Origin of the sequence: Jeongeupia chitinilytica, from assembly GCF_014652315.1 — a bacterium.
GTDB lineage: Bacteria > Pseudomonadota > Gammaproteobacteria > Burkholderiales > Chitinibacteraceae > Jeongeupia > Jeongeupia chitinilytica.
In genome coordinates this window covers 600353-620297 of record NZ_BMYO01000001.1, presented here as the reverse complement: position 1 = coordinate 620297, position 19945 = coordinate 600353, and the positions used below count along the sequence as shown (strand labels likewise).

Sequence of the window (19945 nt, the reverse complement as noted above, 5' to 3'; positions counted from 1 at the left end):
CCATGTCCAGACTCCAACCCCTGCAAACCTGGTGGCGCGGTCGCGAACCGCGCGAACGACGCGCACTGTCGATCGGCGGCGCTGCGCTTGCCGTTGCCGTGCTCTATGCCGGCATCTGGCAGCCTGTATCGCAATCGTCGGCCCGGCTTTCCCGACAATTGCCCGAATTGCAGGCCAGCCTGGCCGAGCTGCACCGCGGTGTTGCTGCGTTCAAACAATCAGGCGTTCGTCGCGCAACCATTGAACCCGGCGCGCTACGCCAGCACGTGCAGGCCACACTGGACGCGCAGCAGCTCGGCGCCGAACTGCAGGCCCTGCCGGGCGATCAGGTCCGCATCGTCATCGGCAGTGCGCCATTCGATCGCGTACTGGCCCTGTTGGCCGCGCTGGAAAACGATCAGCAGCTGCACATCATCCGCGCCGAGGTTCACGGCCAGCGCGGTACGGTCCAGGCCGAACTGGTGGTCGAAGCATGAGCCGCCGTACATTGTGGGGGTGCGGCCTCCTCGCTTTTGCCCTGTTTGCCCTCGTTCGCCTGCCCGCGTCTCTGCTGCTCCGGGCTGTACCTGCACCGTTCCAAGTGTCCGGCATCAGCGGCACGCTGTGGGAGGGGCGCGCAACACAGTTTGGCCTCGACGGTCAGGAGCTGGTCCGGGACCTCGCGTGGCAATGGCAACCTGCGGCGCTGCTGCGCGGCCAGTTCGGCTGGTCGCTGAACAGCGGCAACCCGGGCACACCGGTAACGGCAAGATTGCTGGCCGGTTTCGGCGGTCTACGCATCGAAGACCTCAATGCGCGACTGCCGGCTGCACCGCTGCTGGCGCTGGCCAAACCGCTGGCACCGTTCCAGCTGGGCGGCACGCTGCTGATCAACGCCGGACGGATCGACCGCCATACACTGACCGGAACCACCGTACTGTGGCAGGACGCCAGCTCGCTGGTGACGCCACAGGCCAATCCCTTCGGCAACTACAGCATTGCACTGCAGCGCAACGGCGACACGCTGGACTGGCAGCTGGCGCCGCAAGGCGGCCGGCTCGACATCAGCGGCAAGGGATCACTCGGCCCGGCAGGCCCGCAAGGAGCATTGCGTTTGCAGGCCGCCGATGGCCAGGCGACGCTGTTTGCCCCCCTGCTCGAACGCCTGCCCGGTGACGGCAAGGCCCGCACGCTGCAGCTTGGCGCCGTGTCGCATTGACCGGATGCCCCCAAAGCCGGCGGGGCGCAGGACAGTAACGTGCCACCAAGCCCAATGCGTACACCGGAGCACAACGACCCAAGGTCACGGCACAGCTGCTCGAAGCGTCACAAGCCGCTTATAATCGCGTTCAGTTCACTGTGAATGCCCACGGACCCCGACATGAAAAAAATCGAAGCGATCATCAAGCCGTTCAAACTCGACGAAGTGCGCGAAGCGCTGTCCGACCTCGGGATTTCCGGTCTGACGGTGACCGAAGTGAAAGGCTTCGGTCGCCAGAAGGGCCACACCGAGCTGTATCGCGGCGCCGAATATGTCGTCGACTTCCTCCCCAAAGCCAAGGTCGAGGTCGTCCTCGCCGACGATCTGGTCGACAGCGCGATCGAAGCCATCGTCAAAGCGGCCAACACCGGCAAGATCGGCGACGGCAAGATCTTCGTCTCGCCGGTCGAGCACGTCGTGCGCATCCGTACCGGTGAAATCAACGAGCAGGCGCTCTGAGTCGACCGCACCTCGTGACCAGCCCGGCGCCGCCGGGCTTTTTCATGCCTTGCCGAGCAGGAGCGGACATTCGGCGGGCAGATGGCAACGCAATGCCCCCGGCTCGACTTCAATGCGGAACTCGGTACCGGACAACGGTTCGCCGTCGAGGTTGAGGTTGATCTCGTGCGGCGTGGCAATCGTCAGCCACGGCAGCTTCGCCGTCAGCACCCGCTCGCTGTTTCCACCGTCGATCCACTGCTGCAGCAAGGCCGGCAGCAGTTCGGTACCGGTGACCAGCCGGAGATCGAGCAGTCCGTCGTCGAGTCTGGCATCCGGACACAGCCGGTGGCCGCCGCCGGACTGGGCGCCGTTGCCCAGCCCCAGCACCAGAAACTGCCCTTCCCATTCGAAATCCGGACCGCTCAGCCTCCCGGCATCGGCCGACAGACTCCCGAAGCGTGTCAGGCCAGTCAGCAGATAGGCGAATCCCCCGAGCAGGGCTTTCTGCTCCGGCGGTGTTTCTACGGTGATCTGCGTACCGAATCCGCCGGTGGCCATGTTGATGAAGCCGCGGTCGTTGACCCGGACGGCGTCGATCGGGACCGGTGGCTGCAAGGCCAGTACCAGGGCAAGGTCGGGTTCGAGCGGGATGCCGCAGCCGCGCGCGAAGTCGTTGGCCGTGCCGAGCGGCAACACGGCCAGTGAAGGCCGCTGAGGTGCGGGCAGCTTCAGCAGGGCCACTACCAGCTCGTTGACGGTCCCGTCGCCTCCGCCGGCGACCACCGTGTCCAGCCCGAGCCGGCGGGCCTCGTCGACGTAACGTGCAGCGTCGCCGCCTTCCCAGGTCAGTCTGACGTCGACGTGGTGCCCGGCCTCGCGCAGCGCGGAAACCGCATTGCGCACCGCGGCATTCGATGCGGCCTTGCCGTTCAGGATCAACATCATGGTCGTCGTCATGCGGCACTCCCCAAAGGACCGGGATCAGTATGCGGCGTTTTGCCGTCAGACGTCCTGCGGGTCGACGTCGATCACCCAGCGCACGCCCTTCGGCGGCTTGGCCACAAGCAACTCGGCCAGGTGAGAGGCCGCCGCGACGACCGGACCGCGCGTCGGCGCGGTAACCAGCAGTTGCGCCCGTTCCCAGCCGGCCTTGCGGCTCATGGTCGCCGCGATCGGCGTCATCGCCTGCACGCCCTGACCCGCCAGCGCCCCGCGCAAGGCGTTCAGGAAGGCCAGCGCGGTCTCGATGCGCTTGGCTTCGGCGCGGATCATCAGCCACGCCGCACACGGCGGCAGCAGCAACTCCCGCCGTGTCGCCAGTTGTTCGTCGGCAAACGCCGCATAGTCGCCGGCGAGCAGCGCCGCATAGAACGGGTGCTCGGGATAGCGTGTCTGGATCAGTACCTGGCCGGGCTGTCCGGCCCGGCCGGCACGCCCGGCCACCTGCAGCAACTGTGCAAACAATCGTTCTTCGGCCCGGAAGTCGACACTGAACAGACCTGCATCGGCATTGAGGACCACCACGAGCTGCAGATTGGCAAAATCGTGGCCTTTGGCCAGCATCTGCGTACCGACGAGCAGTCGCACCCGGCCGTCGTGGACCTGCGCCAGCATCGCCTCGAGACTGCCTTTGCGGCGGGTATTGTCACGATCGATGCGCAACGGCGGCGTATCGGGAAAACGCGCGGCCAGCGCATCCTCGATGCGCTGCGTGCCCTGCCCCAGCGGCTTGAGGTCGGCGTTGCCGCAATCGGGACACTCGGCCGGAATCGTGCACTCGAAACCGCAGTGGTGACAGCGGAGGCGGCGATCGCCCAGATGCAGCACCAGCCTGGCCTCACAGCGTTTGCAGTTGCTGACCCAGCCGCACTCGTTGCAGGCAAGGACCGGCGCGTAACCGCGACGATTGATGAACACCAGCGCCTGCCCGCAGCGCGCCAGCGTCGCGCGCAGCCGCTCCAGCGCCAGCGGATGGATACCGTCCTGCAGCGCGATCCGGCCGGTCGGCAGCAGCTCGAGGGTCGGCGCAACCGCGCCGGCAACGGCACGCACCGGCAGGTCCAGCCGCGTATAGCGCCCTTCGCTGGCATTCTTCCAGGTCTCGATGCTCGGCGTCGCGGAGCCGAGCAGCACCGGCAGCTTGCGGTCGCGCGCCCGCCATACCGCCAGATCACGCGCCGAATAGCGCACGCCTTCCTGCTGCCGGTACGAACCGTCATGTTCCTCGTCGACTACGATCAGCCCCAGCCGTGGCAAGGGCGTGAACACCGCCAGCCGCGTCCCGAGGACGATGCGCGCGTCGCCCCGCGCCGCCTGCAGCCAGTTGCGCGTACGCTCGCCATCGGCCAGACCGCTGTGCAGGCTGACGATCGCCTCGTCGGGAAAACGTGCGCGAAAGCGCGCCTCGAGCTGCGGCGTCAGATTGATTTCCGGCACCAGCACCAGCACCTGCTCGTCGCGGGCCAGCCGCGCGGCAATCGTGCGCAGATAGACCTCGGTCTTGCCCGAGCCGGTCACGCCGTAGAGCAGGAAAGCGGCATACCCGTCGGCGGCATCCACCGCGGTCACGGCCGCGGCCTGCGCCGCGTTGAGCGCCGGCAACGCCACCTGTCGCGGTACGCCGCCAGCGCGTACCGGCGCAACGGCAACGACATCCCCGCTCGCCTGCCACTCGCCCAGCCAGCGCAGCGCGTCGCCAGCAACGTCGCGGACGGCTTCACGCGCTTGCGGCGTGCGCAACAGCTCGGCGAGCTGGCGCTGCTTTCTGGCCCGCGGCGACAGCCGCGCCAGCAGGCCATCGGCATCCACGGCCTGCCAGTGCCAGTGCGTACCGTCGCCGGCCCACGGTCTGGGCTGACGCAGGGCGGCCGGCAAGGCGGCCGCCAGCACCATGCCGAGCGGGGCAGCATAGAAGTCGGCACAGAACCGGCACAACGCCATGACGTCGGCCGGCAGCGCCGGCAGATCGGCCGGCGCTTCGGCGATGTCCTTCAGCTTGGGGAAATCGGGCGGCACGTCGCTGACCGCCAGCACGACGCCGGACAGTGTCTGACGGCCAAAAGGCACGATGACCCGTTCGCCCACGCCTGTCACCCCCGCTGGCGCCCGATAGTCGAAACTGCGCGGCAAGGGAAGATCAAGTGCGACCGATAGGTAGACGTACGGCATTCTGGACGGGTTCAAGACGGAATATTGCCGGTCGAGAAAACTACCCACAAATTGTGTGGATAACTTTGTGAACAGCTGGTGCGGATGTGCCCCAAAGCCAGCGTTGCTCTTGATTCAGCTAGGTTGCACAAATTTTAAACCGAATACGCATTTCTTTATAAATCAATGACTTACGAAAATAACGCAATTCCGGAATATCGGCAGATCGGGCTTGACAAGCCCGATCACTCCCGACCTGCCTTTGTTAGTAACTTACGGTCAGCATCAGTGTAATTTCTGACGAAGCAACGCTAAATCCTTGTCACATTTGAGATTTTGCGTTGCAACATGACATTAGCGTGAAAGCTTGTGTACGGCCTCGACCAGTGCGGCAACATGCTCCGGCGGCGTGAACTGGTTGATGCCGTGACCGAGGTTGAAGACGTGACCGCTGCCGCCGCCGTAGGACGTCAGCAAGCGCGCCACCTCGGCCTCGATCGCGGCCGGTTTGGCGAACAGCGCATTCGGATCGAAATTGCCCTGCAGCGCGACGCGGTCGCCGACACGGCGGCGCGCATCGGCCAGGTCGACGGTCCAGTCGAGTCCCAGCGCATCGCAGCCGGTATCGGCCAGATCCTCGAGCCACAGGCCGCCGCCCTTGGTGAACAGGATCACCGGCACGCGACGACCGTCGGCCTCGCGCTTCAGCCCGGCCACGATGCGGCGCATGTAGGCGAGCGAGAACTCCTGGTATTTGCCGTAGGCCAGCGCCCCGCCCCAGGTATCGAAAATCTGCACCGCCTGCGCGCCGGCATCGATCTGTGCGTTCAGGTAATCGGTAACGGTCTGCGCGTTGATGTCGAGGATGTGGTGCAGCAGCTCGGGCCGGTCGTACATCATCGTCTTGACGCGGCGGAAATCGCTCGAGCTGCCGCCTTCGATCATGTAGCACGCCAGCGTGAACGGACTGCCCGAAAAACCGATCAGCGGCACGCGCCCGTTCAGCGCCTTGCGGATCGACGACACCGCATCGAACACGTACTGCAGTTCGGACAGGTCCGGCACCGCCAGCTTGCGGATGTCGGCCTCGTCCCGCAGCGGCCGCTCGAACTTCGGGCCTTCGCCTTCGGCGAAATACAGCCCCAGTCCCATTGCGTCAGGCACGGTGAGGATGTCGGAAAACAGGATCGCGGCATCGAGCGGAAAGCGTTCCAGCGGTTGCAGCGTGACTTCGGTCGCGAGTTCGGTGTTCTTGCACAGTTGCAGGAAGGAGCCGGCCTGCTTGCGCGTTGCACAGTACTCCGGCAGATAGCGGCCGGCCTGGCGCATCAGCCAGACCGGAGTGTAGTCGACGGGCTGGCGCAGCAGTGCGCGCAGGAAGGTATCGTTTTGCAGTTGGGTCATGAGTCGTCGCTCCCGGTTCAGGCCAGCTGCCAGCCGCCGTCTCCGAGCGTTTCCAGGTGGTGATTGTGAAAGGTCCGCAGCGTCGAACGGTGGCCGACACTGACGATGATGCTGTCGGGCAGCCGGTCTTCGACCAGCTGGTAGAGGATGGCTTCGTTGGCTTCGTCCAGCGCCGAGCTGGCTTCGTCCATCATCAGGACAGCCGGGCGGATGAACAGCGCGCGGGCAAAGGCGATCCGCTGCTGCTCGCCCAGGCTGAGGATGTGCGACCAGTTGTCGACGTCGTCGAGCCGGCCGACGAGATGCTCCAGCCGGACAGCCACGAGCAGTGCGTTGAGGTCGGCATCGTCGCTCGACGGCTGGGCCGGATAACACAGCACTTCACGCAGCGTGCCGAGCGGCAAGTACGGCTTCTGCGCCAGGAACAGCACGCCGCGCTCCATCACGTAGGCCATTTCGCCATCCGAATACGGCCAGATGCCCGCAAGCGTACGCAGCAGCGTCGATTTGCCGCTGCCCGAAGGGCCCTGTACCAGCAACCGGTCGCCGGCGCGCAGTTCGAGCTGCAGTCCGCTGAACAGCGGCGTGCCGTCCGGCTTGCGCACGTTGAGGCCGTCGATCCGCAGCCCTTCGGCCGCTTCGGCCGGGCGGACGACCGGCAGCGCGTCGGCCTTGGACAGACTGTCCTCGAACGTCACCAGCCGGTCGATGATGGCCTTCCAGCTGGCCAGCGAAGCGAAACTGCCGATGACGAAATCGAGCGCACCGTAGACCTGACCGAAGGCGCTGTTGATCTGCATCAGTCCGCCGAGCGGGATCTCCTTGGCGAAGTAGCGCGGCGCGGCGACGATCATCGGGAAAATGATCGCCAGTTGCCCCCAGAACGAGGTGAACCAGATCAGCCGCTTCTGCCGGCGGACCAGTGTCCAGTAGTTGGCGATGAAGGCGTCGATTCGCGCCCGCAGCGTCCGTTGTTCGCCGACCTCGCCGTGATACAGCGCTACCGACTCGGCGTTTTCGCGCACCCGCACCAGCCCGAAGCGGAAATCGGCCTCGCGACGCTGTTGTTCGAAATTGAGTTTGACCAGCGGCCGGCCAACCAGCACGGTCACCACCGAACCGACCAGCGCGTAGATCAGCGCCACCCAGACCATATAGCCCGGAATGTTGAACTCGTGACCACCCAGCGTGAAGTGCAGCGGTCCGGACAGCGTCCAGAGGATGGTGACGAAAGAAAAGAACGTCACCAGCGAGTTCATCAGCCCGAGCGAGAGCCCGAGCGTCGTGCTGACGAAGGCCTGGGTGTCTTCGGCGATCCGCTGGTCGGGGTTGTCGGTGTGCCGGTCGGTCAGCTGCAGGCGGTAGTAGCCCTGATGCGCCAGCCAGCGCTGCGACAGGTGGCCTGCGAACCAGCGCCGCCATTTGATCTCGAGCACCTGCTGCAGGTAGAAGCGGTAGACGCTGATGATGATCCAGATCAGCGCCAGCCAGCCGAACTTGACGATGGCCGCCTTGAAGCCGCCCGGATCATAGTTCTGCAGCGTGTTGTAGAAGGTGTTGTACCAGCTGTTGAACAACACGTTCATGTAGACCGAACCGAGGTTCAGGCCGACGACGACGGCGAGCAGGCCATAGGCCTTCCACTTCTCCTCGCTGGTCCAGAACGGTTTCGCGAGTCGCCAGAACTGCCGGAACAGGTGGCGGACGGTAGGTACATTTGCGGGAGCGGATGCCTGCATCGCGTCGGGGCCTCGGAACGTGAACGGGCGAGACCGGCTCGCCCGCGGGAATCAGCGTGGTTTGATTATGGGCAAGGACGTTGCGTCCAGCCTTTTTTGCTGCGCCGGCACTGCCAGTCCTGTCGCACTGCGTCGATTTTCCACACGTCGTCGAAACGCATCGCGAAGACGTAACGCTGGACGGCAACGGCATCGTCGAGCAGACCGCGCATCTCGACCCGCAACGCCACCTGATCCGGAATCTCGCCGCCCTTGCCCTGCTGGTCGATGACCAGTTGCCGGTACTCGCCGAGACCGTGCTCGTCGGCGATGCGGTCCTTCAGGTAATCGAAGGCCACCTCGACCGGCGCGTGGCCGGGCTTGCCGGTGTAGACCGGCAAAGGCGCGGCAACGGCCGGTGCCGACGCGTCGGCCAGCGCCGCACCACTCAGGCACAGCACCACGGCGCACAGCAGCGCGCGCATCAGCCGTTTTCCTTGGCCCACGAATCGCGCAGTGTCACGGTGCGGTTGAAGACCGGCTTGCCACCCGCCTTGTGGTCGTGGCGATCGGTCACGAAGTAGCCGAGGCGCTCGAACTGGTAGCGCGTTTCCGGCGCGGCATCGCTGACGCAGGCTTCGACGTAACCGGTGACGACCTTGAGCGAGTCGGCATTGATGAACTGCTTGAAGTCGACGTACTGGCCGTCGTCGCCACGCACCGCGTCCGGGCGGGCCTCGGTGAACAGCCGGTCGTACAGGCGGACTTCCGCCTCGACGGCATGTTCGGCCGAGACCCAGTGGATCACGCCCTTGACCTTGCGGCCGACCGGGTTCTGACCCAGCGTGTCCGGATCGATCGAGCACTTGAGCTCGACCACCTTGCCGTCGGCATCCTTGACCACTTCATCGCACTTGATCACGTAGCTGTAGCGCAGGCGGACTTCGCCGCCCGGCGTCAGCCGCTGCCATTTCGGCGGCGGCACTTCGGCAAAGTCGTCGCGCTCGATGTAGAGCTCGCGCGCGATCGGCACCAGGCGCTCGCCGAACTCCTCGTGGTGCGGATGGAACGGCGCGCTGCGCGAGCCGGTGGTTGCCGGGTCGAAGTTGGTCAGCGTCACCTTGATCGGATCGAGCACCGCCATGACGCGCGGGCTGGCTTCTTCCAGCGTTTCACGCACGGCGCCTTCGAGCGACGAGAAGTCGACGACGTTCGGCGTTTTCGACACGCCGGCACGCTGGGCGAACAGGCGCACGCCTTCCGGACTGTAGCCACGGCGGCGCATGCCCGAAATCGTCGGCATGCGCGGATCATCCCAGCCGTCGACCAGTTGCTCGTCGACCAGTTGCTTGAGCTTGCGCTTCGAAGTGACGACGTACAGCGTTTCGAGGCGCGAGAATTCGATCTGCTGCGGATGGTTGCCGATGCTGATGTTGTCCAGCACCCAGTCGTACAGCGGACGATGGTCTTCGAACTCCAGCGTGCACAGGCTGTGGGTGATGCCTTCGATCGCGTCCGAAATGCAGTGCGTGTAGTCGTACATCGGATAGATGCACCAGTCGTTGCCGGTGCGGTGATGTTCGGCCCGCTTGATCCGGTAGATCACCGGATCGCGCATGTTCAGGTTCGGGCTCTGCATGTCGATCTTCAGCCGCAGCGTCTTGCTGCCGTCGGCGAACTCGCCGGCCTTCATTCGGCGGAACAGGTCGAGGTTGTCGTCGACCGGGCGCGCACGGTAGGGGCTCTCGCGGCCCGGCACTTCGAAGTTGCCGCGGTACTGGCGCATCTCTTCAGGCGTCAGGTCACAGACAAAGGCCTTGCCGGTCCGGATCAGCTCTTCGGCGTAGTCGTACAGCTGCTGGAAGTAGTCCGACGCGAAACGCGTCTCGCCGCTCCAGTCGAAACCGAGCCAGCGCACGTCGTCCTGGATCGCCTGGACGTATTCGTCCTCTTCCTTCTCCGGATTGGTGTCGTCCATGCGCAGGTTGCACAGACCCTGGTAATCCTGGGCGAGACCGAAATTGACGGTGATCGCCTTGGCATGACCGATGTGCAGGTAGCCGTTGGGCTCGGGCGGAAACCGCGTCTGCACCGTGCTGCGCTTGCCGCTGGCGAGGTCGGTATCGATGATGTGGCGGATGAAATTGCTGACCGGAAGCTCGTTGCTCATGCTCGATGGGGCTGTCGAATGGCTCAAACCACCGATTATCCGGCTCGCACGGCAAAATCGTCAATAATCAATGACTTAGATACTACGGAAGTGGTTGATCTGAAACGGCTTTGTCAGAAACGTGCCTTGCGCCGGAATCAAGCAAAATACACTCAGAAATCCAGACTCAGGCCGGTGATCCACTGGCTGGATCGCACGCTGCCCAGGCTGTAGCGGGGATCGACATCGCTGGCGCCGATACCGCCGTCGGCACGGTTTCTGGCCCAGGTCAGATCGGAATAGAAATCGAGGTACTGGTTCATGTGCAGGGTGTAGCCGGTCCCCAGCACCATGGTGCCGATATCCAGCGCAGCGAACGCGCGGTCCTTGACCCGGGCCACGCCCAAATGCAGTTCGTTCTGGCCGAATGCATAGCCCAGCTGCGACCAGATGACCGACCGGTCCATGGTCCGGTCTTGCGCCATGTGTTTGTAACCCAGACTCAGCGTCACGCTTTGCCAGCTGTATTCACCGGCAAGGAAATGCTGCCGCAACGGCGCTACAGGACGATCCGTTTGCTGCCCGACAAAACCCAGATCGACACGGAACCGGTCTTCCTGCGCGTAATGCAGCAACACGTCGTGAAAACGCTCGAGCCAGTCATTGTCCGCCAGCAAAACGGCGAGTTCGCCGCTGAACCCGGCGTATTCCGGGCTGGCATAGGCCAGGGTGTTTTTCACCCAGTCGGCCATCCGCAATACATTCAGCCGGCCATAGCCGCTATAGCTGACCGGCCAGTTCAAGCCGTGCGTGCCGTATTCCTCGTCGAGCAACCGCCAGCTGGGCGAGCCGTTCGTTCCCAGCTTGACCGTCCCCCAGGTGTCGGACTGATAACCCAGATAGGCCTCGCGGTTGCCCGGTTTGCGCTGACTCGCGGGCCGCCAGCTTTCCAGACCGGTATCGACCTTGACCACCAGCCGGTCGTCATCCGGCAGCGCATAAGCCAGATCCAGCGCAAAAACCGGGTCGAGCTCGGTGTTCCACTTGTTTGCGCCTTTCGAAGCCGCATTGCGGTGGATTTCCCCCGCCAGCGAGCCGGACACCCCGAATGTCCAGCGCTGATAAGACCAGCTCAGTCCGGCCTCCGCCTCCTCGTCGTCGTCCGCGGACGACGCATCGGGCTTTGCCAGGCAAGGCTGGATCAACAGCAGGGCAAGCAACAGGACACCGGATTGGCGGTGGTTCATGGCATGACTCTGGCAAATTTTGCGCAACGGAATCGCTATGTAACGCGAGACGGGGGAACACGGCCAGCTTTTCAAACAGGCTGCACACTCCGCCGCGATCCAACCCGGCAAGGTGCTTTTTCGACTCAAAGCAACCGACTGCCGGGAAAAGGCCCAACGGCGGAAATCGTCACCCGTAGGCGGGTCTAAGCTCATGGATAGATGCGCAACGGGCGCAGCGATTCGATGGCAAGGAGATCGAACCATGAAAGCGAGCGACTACCCCCACATGCTGACGTCCTATCACCAGGGCTGGGACGAACTGAAATCCCGCCATCCGGCCAGCCTGAAGATCCTGCTGTCACTGGTGATCCCGCTGTCGCTGCTGCCGGCGGCAATGATCCTGTACGCCGGGGGCGTCAACGGCAACTACTACGCACCCGAAGCACCTTTCTCGCGCTGGATCGCCGTTGCGACGATCTTCTTCTGCGCCGAAATCGTCACCGTCTCGCTGATGGCGACGGTCATCCGCCAGGTTGCGGCAATTCGCGACTTTTCGACGGACCGTGACAGCGCCTATCTGCTTGCGGCACTGGCGGCGGTTCCGCTGTGGCTGTCGGCCCTGACGCTGTTCGTGCCCAGCATCGCGTTCAATGCGCTGTGCGGAGCGATCGGACTCGGCGCGGCCTTCTGCCTGCTGTACCACGGAGTCCCGTCGCTGCTCGGCACCACCGAGGACATCGAGGCACAAGACGTCGCCTATCTGGTGATGTCGGTCGGCGCTGCAGCCTGGGCACTGCTGTGCGCACTGGTGCTGGTGCCGCTGTTCTTCTGACGCTGGACCATCATGAAAAAACGGCCCCGAGGGGCCGTTTTTTTTGTGCATCGCCTACCGTCAGACGTCCTGGCCCTCGACAATGCCCTCGTGATGCTTGTCCTGCGGCAGCACGAAGTTGAGCACGATCGCCAGCAGGCTCACGAGGCCGACGCCAGCCAGATTCAGGTCGCCCAGTTGCAGCGTCAGGCCGCCAACGCCGCAGGTGAGTACCACGGCAACGATGACCAGATTGCGCGGTGCCATCAGGTCCACCTTGGCGTCGATCAGTGTTTTCAGGCCGATCGAGGCAATGGTCCCGAACAGCAGCACCATAATGCCGCCCATCACCGGCAGCGGAATCGACTGCAGGATTGCATTGAACTTGCCGAAGAACGCCAGAATCACCGCCAGCACCGCCGCCCAGGTCATGATCACCGGATTGAAGTTCTTGGTGATCATCAGCGCGCCGGTCACTTCACCGTAGGTCGTGATCGGCGGGCCGCCGACGAGGCCGGCAAAGCAGACGCCCAAGCCGTCACCGGCCAGGGTCCGGTGCAGGCCCGGCGACGCGGTGTAATCCTTGCCGGTCACCCCGCCGATCGCCATCACGCCACCGATATGCTCGATGGCCGGCGCGATCGCCACCGGCATCATGAACAGTGCCGCCGCCCAGCTGATTTCAGGATGGACAACGTGCGGCAGTGCAAACCACGGTGCAGCGGCGATCGGCGCGAAATTCACCACGCCCATCAGCACGGCAGCACCGTAACCGACAAACACACCCGACAGGATCGGCACCAGTCGCAACATGCCGCCGGCGAACACCGCGACGACGATGGTCGTCGCCAGCGAAATCGCCGCCAGCAGGATCGACGTCTGGTACGGAATCAGCTGCTTGCCGCCGCCCTGCCCCATGGCCATGCCCGATGCGGCAACGGCAACCGACAGACCGATCACCATGATCACCGGACCGATGACCACCGGCGGCAGCAGCCGGTGGATGAAGGCGATACCGCGCCAGCGGATCAGCCCGGCGACGAGGAAGTACATGAAGCCGGCGGCGAACAGACCGAACTGCGTCGCCGCCTGCCCCCAGGTATGGATCGAGAAAATGATCGGGCCGATGAAGGCGAACGACGAACCGAGGAACAGCGGCACTTCCCGCTTGGTGACGAACTGGAACATCAGCGTGCCGATGCCGGCGCCGAGCAGTGCCAGCGCGGGGTTGAGCCCGGTCAGCAGCGGCACCAGGACCAGCGCGCCGAAGGCGACGAACAGGATCTGCGCGCCCGAGATCGCTTGTTTGACGGTGGAGAACATGGTCATCCCTGTGTTGGTTTTGTTTGGGAGCGGCTGATTGCCGCAGACACACGAAACGGGCGCCTGTTGGCGCCCGTTTCCGGATTCGGTCCGCTCAGCGCGTCCCGAAAATCTTGTCGCCGGCGTCGCCGAGCCCCGGAATGATGTACCCGTGCTCGTTCAGGTGCGAGTCGAGCGATGCGGCGTAGATCTGCACGTCCGGATGCGCTTCGTTGACGAGCCTGACCCCTTCGGGCGCCGCCACCATGACGATGGCCTTGATCTCCTTGCAGCCCTTGCGCTTGAGCATGTCGATCGTCGCGACCAGCGAACCGCCGGTGGCGAGCATCGGATCGATGATCAGTGCCAGCCGGTCGTGAAGGTCACCGACGAACTTTTCAAAGTACGGTTCGGGCTGCAGCGTTTCCTCGTTGCGCGCCAGACCGACGACGCTGATCTTGGCCGACGGCACCAGATCCAGCACGCCGTTGAGCATGCCGATACCGGCGCGCAGGATCGGCACCACCGTCATCTTCTTGCCCTTGATCTGCTGCACGTCGACCGGACCGCACCAGCCGTCGATGGTCACCGGTTCGAGCGGCAGGTCACGTGTTGCCTCGTACGCCAGCAACCGGGCCAGCTCGTCGGTCAGCATGCGGAACTTGTTGGTGCTGATCTCGGCGGCGCGCAGCAGGGAAAGCTTGTGCTGCACCAGCGGATGGTTGACGACGTGAATGTGCATGGTGAATCCCGACAGATAGATTGTATGAATTGATTGTATCCGTCCGTGGCGCAAGCGCCATTGACGAAAGTCCGGGTTTGCCGCCTAGCTGCGGAACATGAAGTAGACCGCCCCGACCAGGCAAAGCCCGGCCCAGACAAAGTCCAGCTTGAACGGCTGGCCGGCATAAAATAGAGCGAAGGGGACGAAAACCGAGAGCGTGATCACTTCCTGGATGATCTTGAGCTGCGCCAGCGAAAACGTGCCGTAACCGATCCGGTTGGCCGGCACCTGCAGCAGGTACTCGAACAGCGCAATGCCCCAGCTCAGCAACGCAGCGATCACCCAAGGCTTGCTGTGTGCGAACTTCAGGTGGCCATACCACGCGAACGTCATGAACACGTTCGAGGCAATCAACAGCAGGATGGTCTGCAATCCAACAGGCAGGGGCATGATCCGCAACCGGTAGCCGGGTTTTGATAGAATCGCCGCAGTCTACGTCGGCCGAATCGCGCCGAAAACAGGAATTATGCTCATGCGTTTGCGTCGCCTCTCCCTTGCCCTGCTACTGCTTGCCGGAACCGTTCAGGCTGGTGACAAGGAAGATATCCAGCAGCTGCTGCAGGCGCGTCAGTACGCCCCGGCGCTCGAACGCGCCGACCGGGCACTGGCCAAGACGCCGAAGGACCCGCAAATCCGCTTCCTGCGGGGACTGGCGCTGACCGAACTCGGCCGCAGCGACGATGCGATCAAGACTTTCGTCAGTCTGTCCGAGGACTATCCGCAACTGCCGGAGCCGTACAACAATCTGGCCGTGCTGTACGCGCAACAGAACCAGTACGACAAGGCACGCACTGCGCTGCAGATGGCAATTCAGACCAACCCGAGCTACGCAACCGCGCACGAGAACCTCGGCGACCTGTACGCACGGCTGGCATCACAAGCCTACGACAAGGCGCTGCAACTTGAAGGCAACAAGGGCAGCGCGCAGACCAAGCTCAAGCTCGTCAACGAACTCTTCAGCCGCAACGGCACACCGGCACGGCCGGCAGCAACGCCAAGCAAGGCGCCCGCGCCTAGCCCGGTAGCCGTCGCGATGGCGCCGGTCAAGCCGTCTGCCGCGCCGGGTCCAGCGGTGGCAGCGACGCCGGCACCGACGCCGGCACCGACACCCAAACCGACCCCTGCGCCAACGCCGGTCCCGCAACCCTCACCGACGCCGACGCCCGCCCCCAAACCGGCCGTCGATGCCCGCCAGCAGGATGTTGTCGCCGCCGTGCAACGCTGGGCGCAGATGTGGGAGCGTCAGAACGTCAACGGCTATCTCGGCGCCTATACCAAGGACTACGCACCGGCCGGGCAGAGCCACGCGAACTGGGCCAAGGAACGTCGGGAGCGCGTTGCGGCGCCGAAGTCGATCGAAGTCAAACTGTCCGACATCCGCGTCGATTTCAGCGACGACAAGACCGCCAAGGTCCGACTGCGCCAGAGTTATCGCTCGGACCGGCTGACCAGCACCACCGGCAAGACGCTGATCCTCGAAAAGAGCGGCGGCGAATGGCTGATCCGCGAAGAGCGCTCGGGCCGCTGACAGGCTGAATCGTCATGTCGACCACGTTGTCCCGGGCCCGCCGGCTCGTCGCCGTACTCCTGCTTCTGGTGCTTGCACCGGCGGCCCAGCCGAAATTCACCGCTCCGATGAGTGCGTCGCTCGATGCCGAACCGCAATCGCGCGAGGGGCGTGCCGCCAGCGGCTCGCCCGAGCAGATGATCGTCGCGGCCATCGATGCAATCCGCGCCGGGCGGATGCGGGATGCACGCGCCACCGTCGACGCCCTGCTCGCCAGCGAGCCCGACTACCGCCTCGCCCACCTGCTGTCGGCCGATCTGTACGCGATGCGCAGCGGCCCGCTGCGCGCCGTCGGCGGTGCGGCCAGCGGCCCGGCGGACGTCCTCGAAGGATTGCGGCACGAAGCACTGGCACGCGTCCAGGCAGCACGCAACCCGCCACCGGCCGATGCACTGCCGGCCAACGTGCTGATCCTGTCACCGAAACAGAAGCACGTCGTCGTGGTCGAGGCCGACACCTCGCGCGTCTACCTGTTCCGCAACGACCAGGGCGTGCCGAAACGGGTCAGCGATTTCTACACCACCATCGGCAAACTCGGCGTCGACAAACAGAAGGAAGGCGACCAGCGCACACCGCTCGGCGTCTACTTCGTCACCGGCGAGATGCCGCGTGCGCAGCTCGACGCGATGCTGGGCAAGAAGGCCGACCTGTACGGCATCGGCGCCTGGCCGATCTCCTATCCGAACGAGCTCGACCGCCAGCAGGGCCGCACCGGCCACGGCATCTGGCTGCACGGGGTTCCCTACGATACCTACGCACGCGCGCCGTGGTCGTCAAACGGTTGTGTCGCGCTCGGCAACGAGGACATGCGCGCGCTGTCGACCAGCCTGCAGATCGGCGTGACACCCGTGGTCATCGTCCGCAAGATCAACTGGCTGCCGCGCAGTGCATGGCAGCAGCAGCGCCAGGCAGCACTGGCCATGCTCGACCAGGACCGGGCAACGCCGCCTGAGGGGCTCAGTCTTTTCGGCGGCAACGTCGCATCCGAACAGCGCGTGGCAACCTTCGACGACGCGCAAACACCCGGCGGCGTGCGGCGCCAGTACTGGCAACGTGTCGACAACGACTGGCGCATCGTCTGGGACGGCGCAGCGAAATCCTGAGCGGATCGCCATGAAAAAAGCCCGGATAATCCGGGCTTTTTCGTGTGCGACAGTACAAGTCAGAGCGTCAGACCGCCGGTCACTTCGATCGCGGCGCCGTTGATGTAACTGGCTTCGTCGCTCGCAAGGAAGGCATAGACGTTGGCGATTTCCTCGGGCTGAGCCAGACGGCGCATCGGCACTCGCTCTTCGAGCGCGGCAATGACCTTCTCCGGCATGCTCTTGAGAATCGGTGTCGCCACGAAGCCCGGGCACACGGCATTGGCGCGAATCCCCTTCTTGCCCAGCTCCTTCGCCCACGTTTTGACGAAGCCGATCACGCCGAATTTGCTGGCTGCGTAGTTGGTCTGGCCGAAGTTGCCGTAGACACCGACCACCGACGACGCATTGAGGATCACGCCACCACCCTGCGCAACCATGGTTTCGACCACGGCACGGGTACAGTTGTAGACACCCTTGAGGTTGATGTCGATGACCTGATCGAACTGGTCGTCGGTCATTTTCACCAGTTGCGCATCAAGCACGATACCGGCGTTGTTCACCAGGACATCGATCCGGCCAAACCCGGCCTTGACGCCATCGACCATGGCGGCGATCTGTTCGCGATTGGTCACATCGACGAGGTGGCCGCTGGCTTCCGCGCCACCGGCAACCAGCTCGGAAACGACGTCGTCGATCCCTTTCTGGTTCACGTCGCACACGGCAACCCTGGCGCCCTCGGCGGCAAACTTTTTCGCCGTTGCGTAACCGATGCCGCTCGCGCCACCGGTGATGATTGCTACCTTGCCCTTCAGTCTCATCTCAAATACCCCGTTCCGCATCGCAAAATAGTCCCGTACCCGGGCTCACGAATGCAGGATAGTCAGATTTGTGCGGCGCAACAACCTTGAGCCGACCGGTGTTTGAACCTGTCAGGCGGCCGGATTGCGTCCTGGCGGAACGGCGTTGTACTGATCGATCAGCGTGCGGCAATCGACGATGCGCAGATCGTTGTCACGCGCAAAGGTCATGATGAATTCGAACACCCGGGGGTCGATTTTCTCGAGCTGCTTGTCGACGGCTACGCAACGCACGTTTTCGTGCACCATCGGCCGGACATACGGCGCATAGGACAGCTTCTGGTCGAAGCCGAATGTGGAAAGAATGCCCGACAGCCGCTCAGCCCAGTCGCTGGGGCGGAATTCCCGTCCGTTGCTGGTGATGCCCTGGATGATGATTTCGTATGGATTACAGATCATTGGCAGTCTGCTGAATGGAGGACTCGGGGACGTTCATGCAAGCGCCGAACAGCGCGAATTGTACCACCGCGCGCCAGCGAACGAACGGGTCCGGGCATCCGGATCTCCCCCAACTCCAAGCAGCGTTCTTGCCAGTAACCGACAAACCGCTGAATAATAGCCGTTTTATTAGAAAAAACGCGTGCGCGATTGCCGCGACGACAAAGGCCTGCCGATGCGTCATTACCTGCAATTTTCCGACTTCTCCCGCGAAGAGTACGACTACCTGTTCCAGCGCACCAAGATCATCAAGGATCGCCTGAAGGGCGGCGAGCTGTACCAGCCTTTTGTCGGCAAGGTACTCGGCATGATCTTCGAGAAGTCGTCGACGCGTACCCGTGTCTCGTTCGAGGCCGGCATGGCCCAGTTCGGCGGCCACGCCATGTTCATGCAGAGCAAGGACACCCAGCTCGGCCGCGGCGAACCGATCGAGGACGTCGCGCAGGTCATCAGCCGCATGGTCAACATCGTCATGGTGCGCACCTACGAGCAGAGCATCATCGAACGCTTTGCCGAAAACTCGAAAGTCCCGGTCATCAACGGCCTGACCAACGAGTATCACCCCTGCCAGATCATGGCCGACATCTACACCTACATCGAACGCTTCGGCTCGATCGAAGGCAAGACCGTCGCCTGGATCGGTGACAGCAACAACGTCAGCCGGACCTGGCTGCAAGCCGCGAAAACGTTCAACTTCAAGCTCAACCTCGCCTGCCCGCGCGGCTACGAGATGACCGTGCTCGACGGCCAGACGTACGGCAGCGAGCACTTCGAGCAGTTCTACGACCCGTACCAGGCCGCGCGCGACGCCGACATCGTCACTACCGACGTCAGCGTGTCGATGGGCTACGAACGCGAAACGCTGCAGCGCAAGAAGGACTTCATCAATTACAAGGTCTCGGAAAAGCTGATGATGCAGGCCAAGGCCAATGCCCTGTTCATGCATTGCCTGCCGGCACACCGTGGCGAGGAAGTCGATCCGGAAGTGATCGACGGTCCGCAATCGGTCGTCTGGGACGAAGCCGAAAACCGCATGCACACGCAGAAGGCCGTGATCGAGTACCTGCTGCTGGGCAAGATCGAGGACTGATTCCGCCGTGAGCATTCTGGGCATCACCGACATTGCGACCTACCTGGTCGGTACCGCGGTCATCATCCTGATGCCGGGACCGAACTCGCTGTTCACGCTGTCGGTGGCGGCCAAACGCGGGACACGCGCCGGTTTCGCTGCCGCCGCCGGCGTAGTCACCGGCGACTTCGTCCTGATGCTTGCCGCCGCACTCGGCGTCGCCTCGCTGATGAAGGCGTACCCGGTGGCCTTTGATGTCGTCCGCTATGCCGGCGCAGCCTATCTGGGCTGGCTGGGGCTGAAGCTGGTCTTCGGCCGCCGTCGTCATACCGACGCCGGCCAGCCGGACGTCCCCGCCCAGCATGCCTACAAGCAGGCATTGTCGATCTCGCTGGTCAACGTCAAGGCCATCCTGTTCTTCATGGCCTTCTTCCCGCAGTTCGTCGACCCGGGCTATCCGCACGTCGGGCTTACCTTTGCCGCACTCGGCCTCATCGTGCAAGTGGCCAGCATCAGCTACCTGAGCCTGCTGATTCTCGCCGGTTCGCGCATTGCCCAGCGACTGGCGCGACGACGATGGATTGCGCCGTTGCTGGGACGCTTCACCGGCCTGCTGTTTGTCAGCTTCGGCGCCAGACTCGCCCTCGGGCGCTGAGGCTCCGGACCGTTACCTCCCGGTTGCGCGCATGCAACCGCTCCTGTTT

The 19945-nt window shown here is 63.9% G+C and carries 20 protein-coding genes; 8 read left to right on the top strand and 12 right to left on the bottom strand.

Features of this window, described 5'->3' with window-relative positions; translation table 11 throughout:
- Nucleotides 1-2: 2 nt before the first annotated feature.
- From IE097_RS02980 to IE097_RS02970, 3 genes are all read left to right on the top strand, one after another.
- A complete protein-coding gene (locus IE097_RS02980; RefSeq protein ID WP_189458632.1) occupies nucleotides 3-476 on the top strand; it encodes a type II secretion system protein M in 474 nt (157 codons plus the stop codon).
- Nucleotides 473-1198 carry a type II secretion system protein N gene (gene gspN / locus IE097_RS02975; RefSeq protein ID WP_189458631.1) on the top strand — a complete coding sequence of 242 codons (726 nt, stop codon included), beginning with the start codon at nucleotides 473-475 and terminating at the stop codon, nucleotides 1196-1198. The genes IE097_RS02980 and gspN overlap by 4 nt, the downstream gene beginning before the upstream one ends.
- 162 nt (nucleotides 1199-1360) lie before the next feature.
- On the top strand, nucleotides 1361-1699 hold the full coding sequence (locus IE097_RS02970) for a P-II family nitrogen regulator (RefSeq protein ID WP_189458630.1): 339 nt from the start codon (nucleotides 1361-1363) through the stop codon (nucleotides 1697-1699).
- Between the two features lie 42 nt (nucleotides 1700-1741).
- Here the strand turns inward: IE097_RS02970 and yegS are convergent, their stop codons facing one another.
- The 7 genes from yegS to IE097_RS02935 form a co-directional block, all read right to left on the bottom strand.
- A complete protein-coding gene (yegS, locus tag IE097_RS02965; protein WP_189458629.1) occupies nucleotides 1742-2638 on the bottom strand; it encodes a lipid kinase YegS in 897 nt (298 codons plus the stop codon).
- A gap of 45 nt (nucleotides 2639-2683) precedes the next feature.
- Nucleotides 2684-4849 carry a primosomal protein N' gene (locus IE097_RS02960; RefSeq protein ID WP_189458628.1) on the bottom strand — a complete coding sequence of 722 codons (2166 nt, stop codon included), beginning with the start codon at nucleotides 4847-4849 and terminating at the stop codon, nucleotides 2684-2686.
- A gap of 333 nt (nucleotides 4850-5182) precedes the next feature.
- On the bottom strand, nucleotides 5183-6232 hold the full coding sequence (gene hemE, locus IE097_RS02955; protein ID WP_189458627.1) for a uroporphyrinogen decarboxylase: 1050 nt from the start codon (nucleotides 6230-6232) through the stop codon (nucleotides 5183-5185).
- Between the two features lie 17 nt (nucleotides 6233-6249).
- Nucleotides 6250-7971, bottom strand: coding sequence for an ABC transporter ATP-binding protein/permease (locus tag IE097_RS02950; RefSeq protein WP_189458626.1), 1722 nt, complete (start codon nucleotides 7969-7971; stop codon nucleotides 6250-6252).
- 65 nt (nucleotides 7972-8036) lie between these two features.
- Complete coding sequence (locus IE097_RS02945; protein ID WP_189458625.1) at nucleotides 8037-8435, bottom strand: hypothetical protein; 399 nt, start codon at nucleotides 8433-8435, stop codon at nucleotides 8037-8039.
- Nucleotides 8435-10120 (bottom strand): glutamine--tRNA ligase/YqeY domain fusion protein, encoded by a 1686-nt coding sequence (locus IE097_RS02940; protein WP_189458624.1) that lies wholly within the window; start codon nucleotides 10118-10120, stop codon nucleotides 8435-8437. Before IE097_RS02940 ends, IE097_RS02945 begins: the two co-directional genes overlap by 1 nt.
- Before the next feature lie 152 nt (nucleotides 10121-10272).
- Nucleotides 10273-11541, bottom strand: coding sequence for a porin (locus tag IE097_RS02935; RefSeq protein WP_229797393.1), 1269 nt, complete (start codon nucleotides 11539-11541; stop codon nucleotides 10273-10275).
- A 49-nt stretch (nucleotides 11542-11590) separates the two neighbouring features.
- Between IE097_RS02935 and IE097_RS02930 the strand changes: the two genes are divergently transcribed.
- Nucleotides 11591-12160 (top strand): YIP1 family protein, encoded by a 570-nt coding sequence (locus IE097_RS02930; protein ID WP_189458622.1) that lies wholly within the window; start codon nucleotides 11591-11593, stop codon nucleotides 12158-12160.
- 60 nt (nucleotides 12161-12220) lie between these two features.
- Here IE097_RS02930 and IE097_RS02925 read toward each other — a convergent pair whose 3' ends face one another.
- From IE097_RS02925 to IE097_RS02915, 3 genes are all read right to left on the bottom strand, one after another.
- Nucleotides 12221-13462, bottom strand: coding sequence for a uracil-xanthine permease family protein (locus tag IE097_RS02925; protein WP_189458621.1), 1242 nt, complete (start codon nucleotides 13460-13462; stop codon nucleotides 12221-12223).
- A gap of 94 nt (nucleotides 13463-13556) precedes the next feature.
- Nucleotides 13557-14183 (bottom strand): uracil phosphoribosyltransferase, encoded by a 627-nt coding sequence (gene upp, locus IE097_RS02920; protein ID WP_189458620.1) that lies wholly within the window; start codon nucleotides 14181-14183, stop codon nucleotides 13557-13559.
- Between the two features lie 84 nt (nucleotides 14184-14267).
- Nucleotides 14268-14615, bottom strand: coding sequence for a DMT family protein (locus tag IE097_RS02915; protein WP_189458619.1), 348 nt, complete (start codon nucleotides 14613-14615; stop codon nucleotides 14268-14270).
- Nucleotides 14616-14697: 82 nt separating this feature from the next.
- On the opposite strand from IE097_RS02915, the gene IE097_RS02910 reads away from it, so the two are divergent.
- Both IE097_RS02910 and IE097_RS02905 read left to right on the top strand, forming a co-directional pair.
- A complete protein-coding gene (locus IE097_RS02910; RefSeq protein ID WP_229797392.1) occupies nucleotides 14698-15753 on the top strand; it encodes a tetratricopeptide repeat protein in 1056 nt (351 codons plus the stop codon).
- A 14-nt stretch (nucleotides 15754-15767) separates the two neighbouring features.
- Nucleotides 15768-16895, top strand: a complete 1128-nt coding sequence (locus IE097_RS02905; protein WP_189458617.1) for a L,D-transpeptidase family protein — start codon at nucleotides 15768-15770, stop codon at nucleotides 16893-16895.
- Nucleotides 16896-16954: 59 nt separating this feature from the next.
- On the opposite strand, the gene IE097_RS02900 is transcribed toward IE097_RS02905, so the two are convergent.
- Entirely contained in the window at nucleotides 16955-17695 is a 741-nt protein-coding gene (locus IE097_RS02900) for a beta-ketoacyl-ACP reductase (RefSeq protein WP_189458616.1), read from the bottom strand.
- A gap of 111 nt (nucleotides 17696-17806) precedes the next feature.
- The gene (locus tag IE097_RS02895) at nucleotides 17807-18133 is read right to left on the bottom strand and encodes a DUF3579 domain-containing protein (protein ID WP_189458615.1); all 327 of its coding nucleotides are present in this window, start codon (nucleotides 18131-18133) and stop codon (nucleotides 17807-17809) included.
- Nucleotides 18134-18314: 181 nt separating this feature from the next.
- Between IE097_RS02895 and argF the strand changes: the two genes are divergently transcribed.
- Together argF and leuE are read left to right on the top strand one after the other, a co-directional pair.
- Nucleotides 18315-19262 (top strand): ornithine carbamoyltransferase, encoded by a 948-nt coding sequence (argF, locus tag IE097_RS02890; RefSeq protein ID WP_268247075.1) that lies wholly within the window; start codon nucleotides 18315-18317, stop codon nucleotides 19260-19262.
- Nucleotides 19263-19269: 7 nt separating this feature from the next.
- A complete protein-coding gene (gene leuE / locus IE097_RS02885; RefSeq protein ID WP_229797391.1) occupies nucleotides 19270-19896 on the top strand; it encodes a leucine efflux protein LeuE in 627 nt (208 codons plus the stop codon).
- Nucleotides 19897-19945 lie beyond the last annotated feature (49 nt).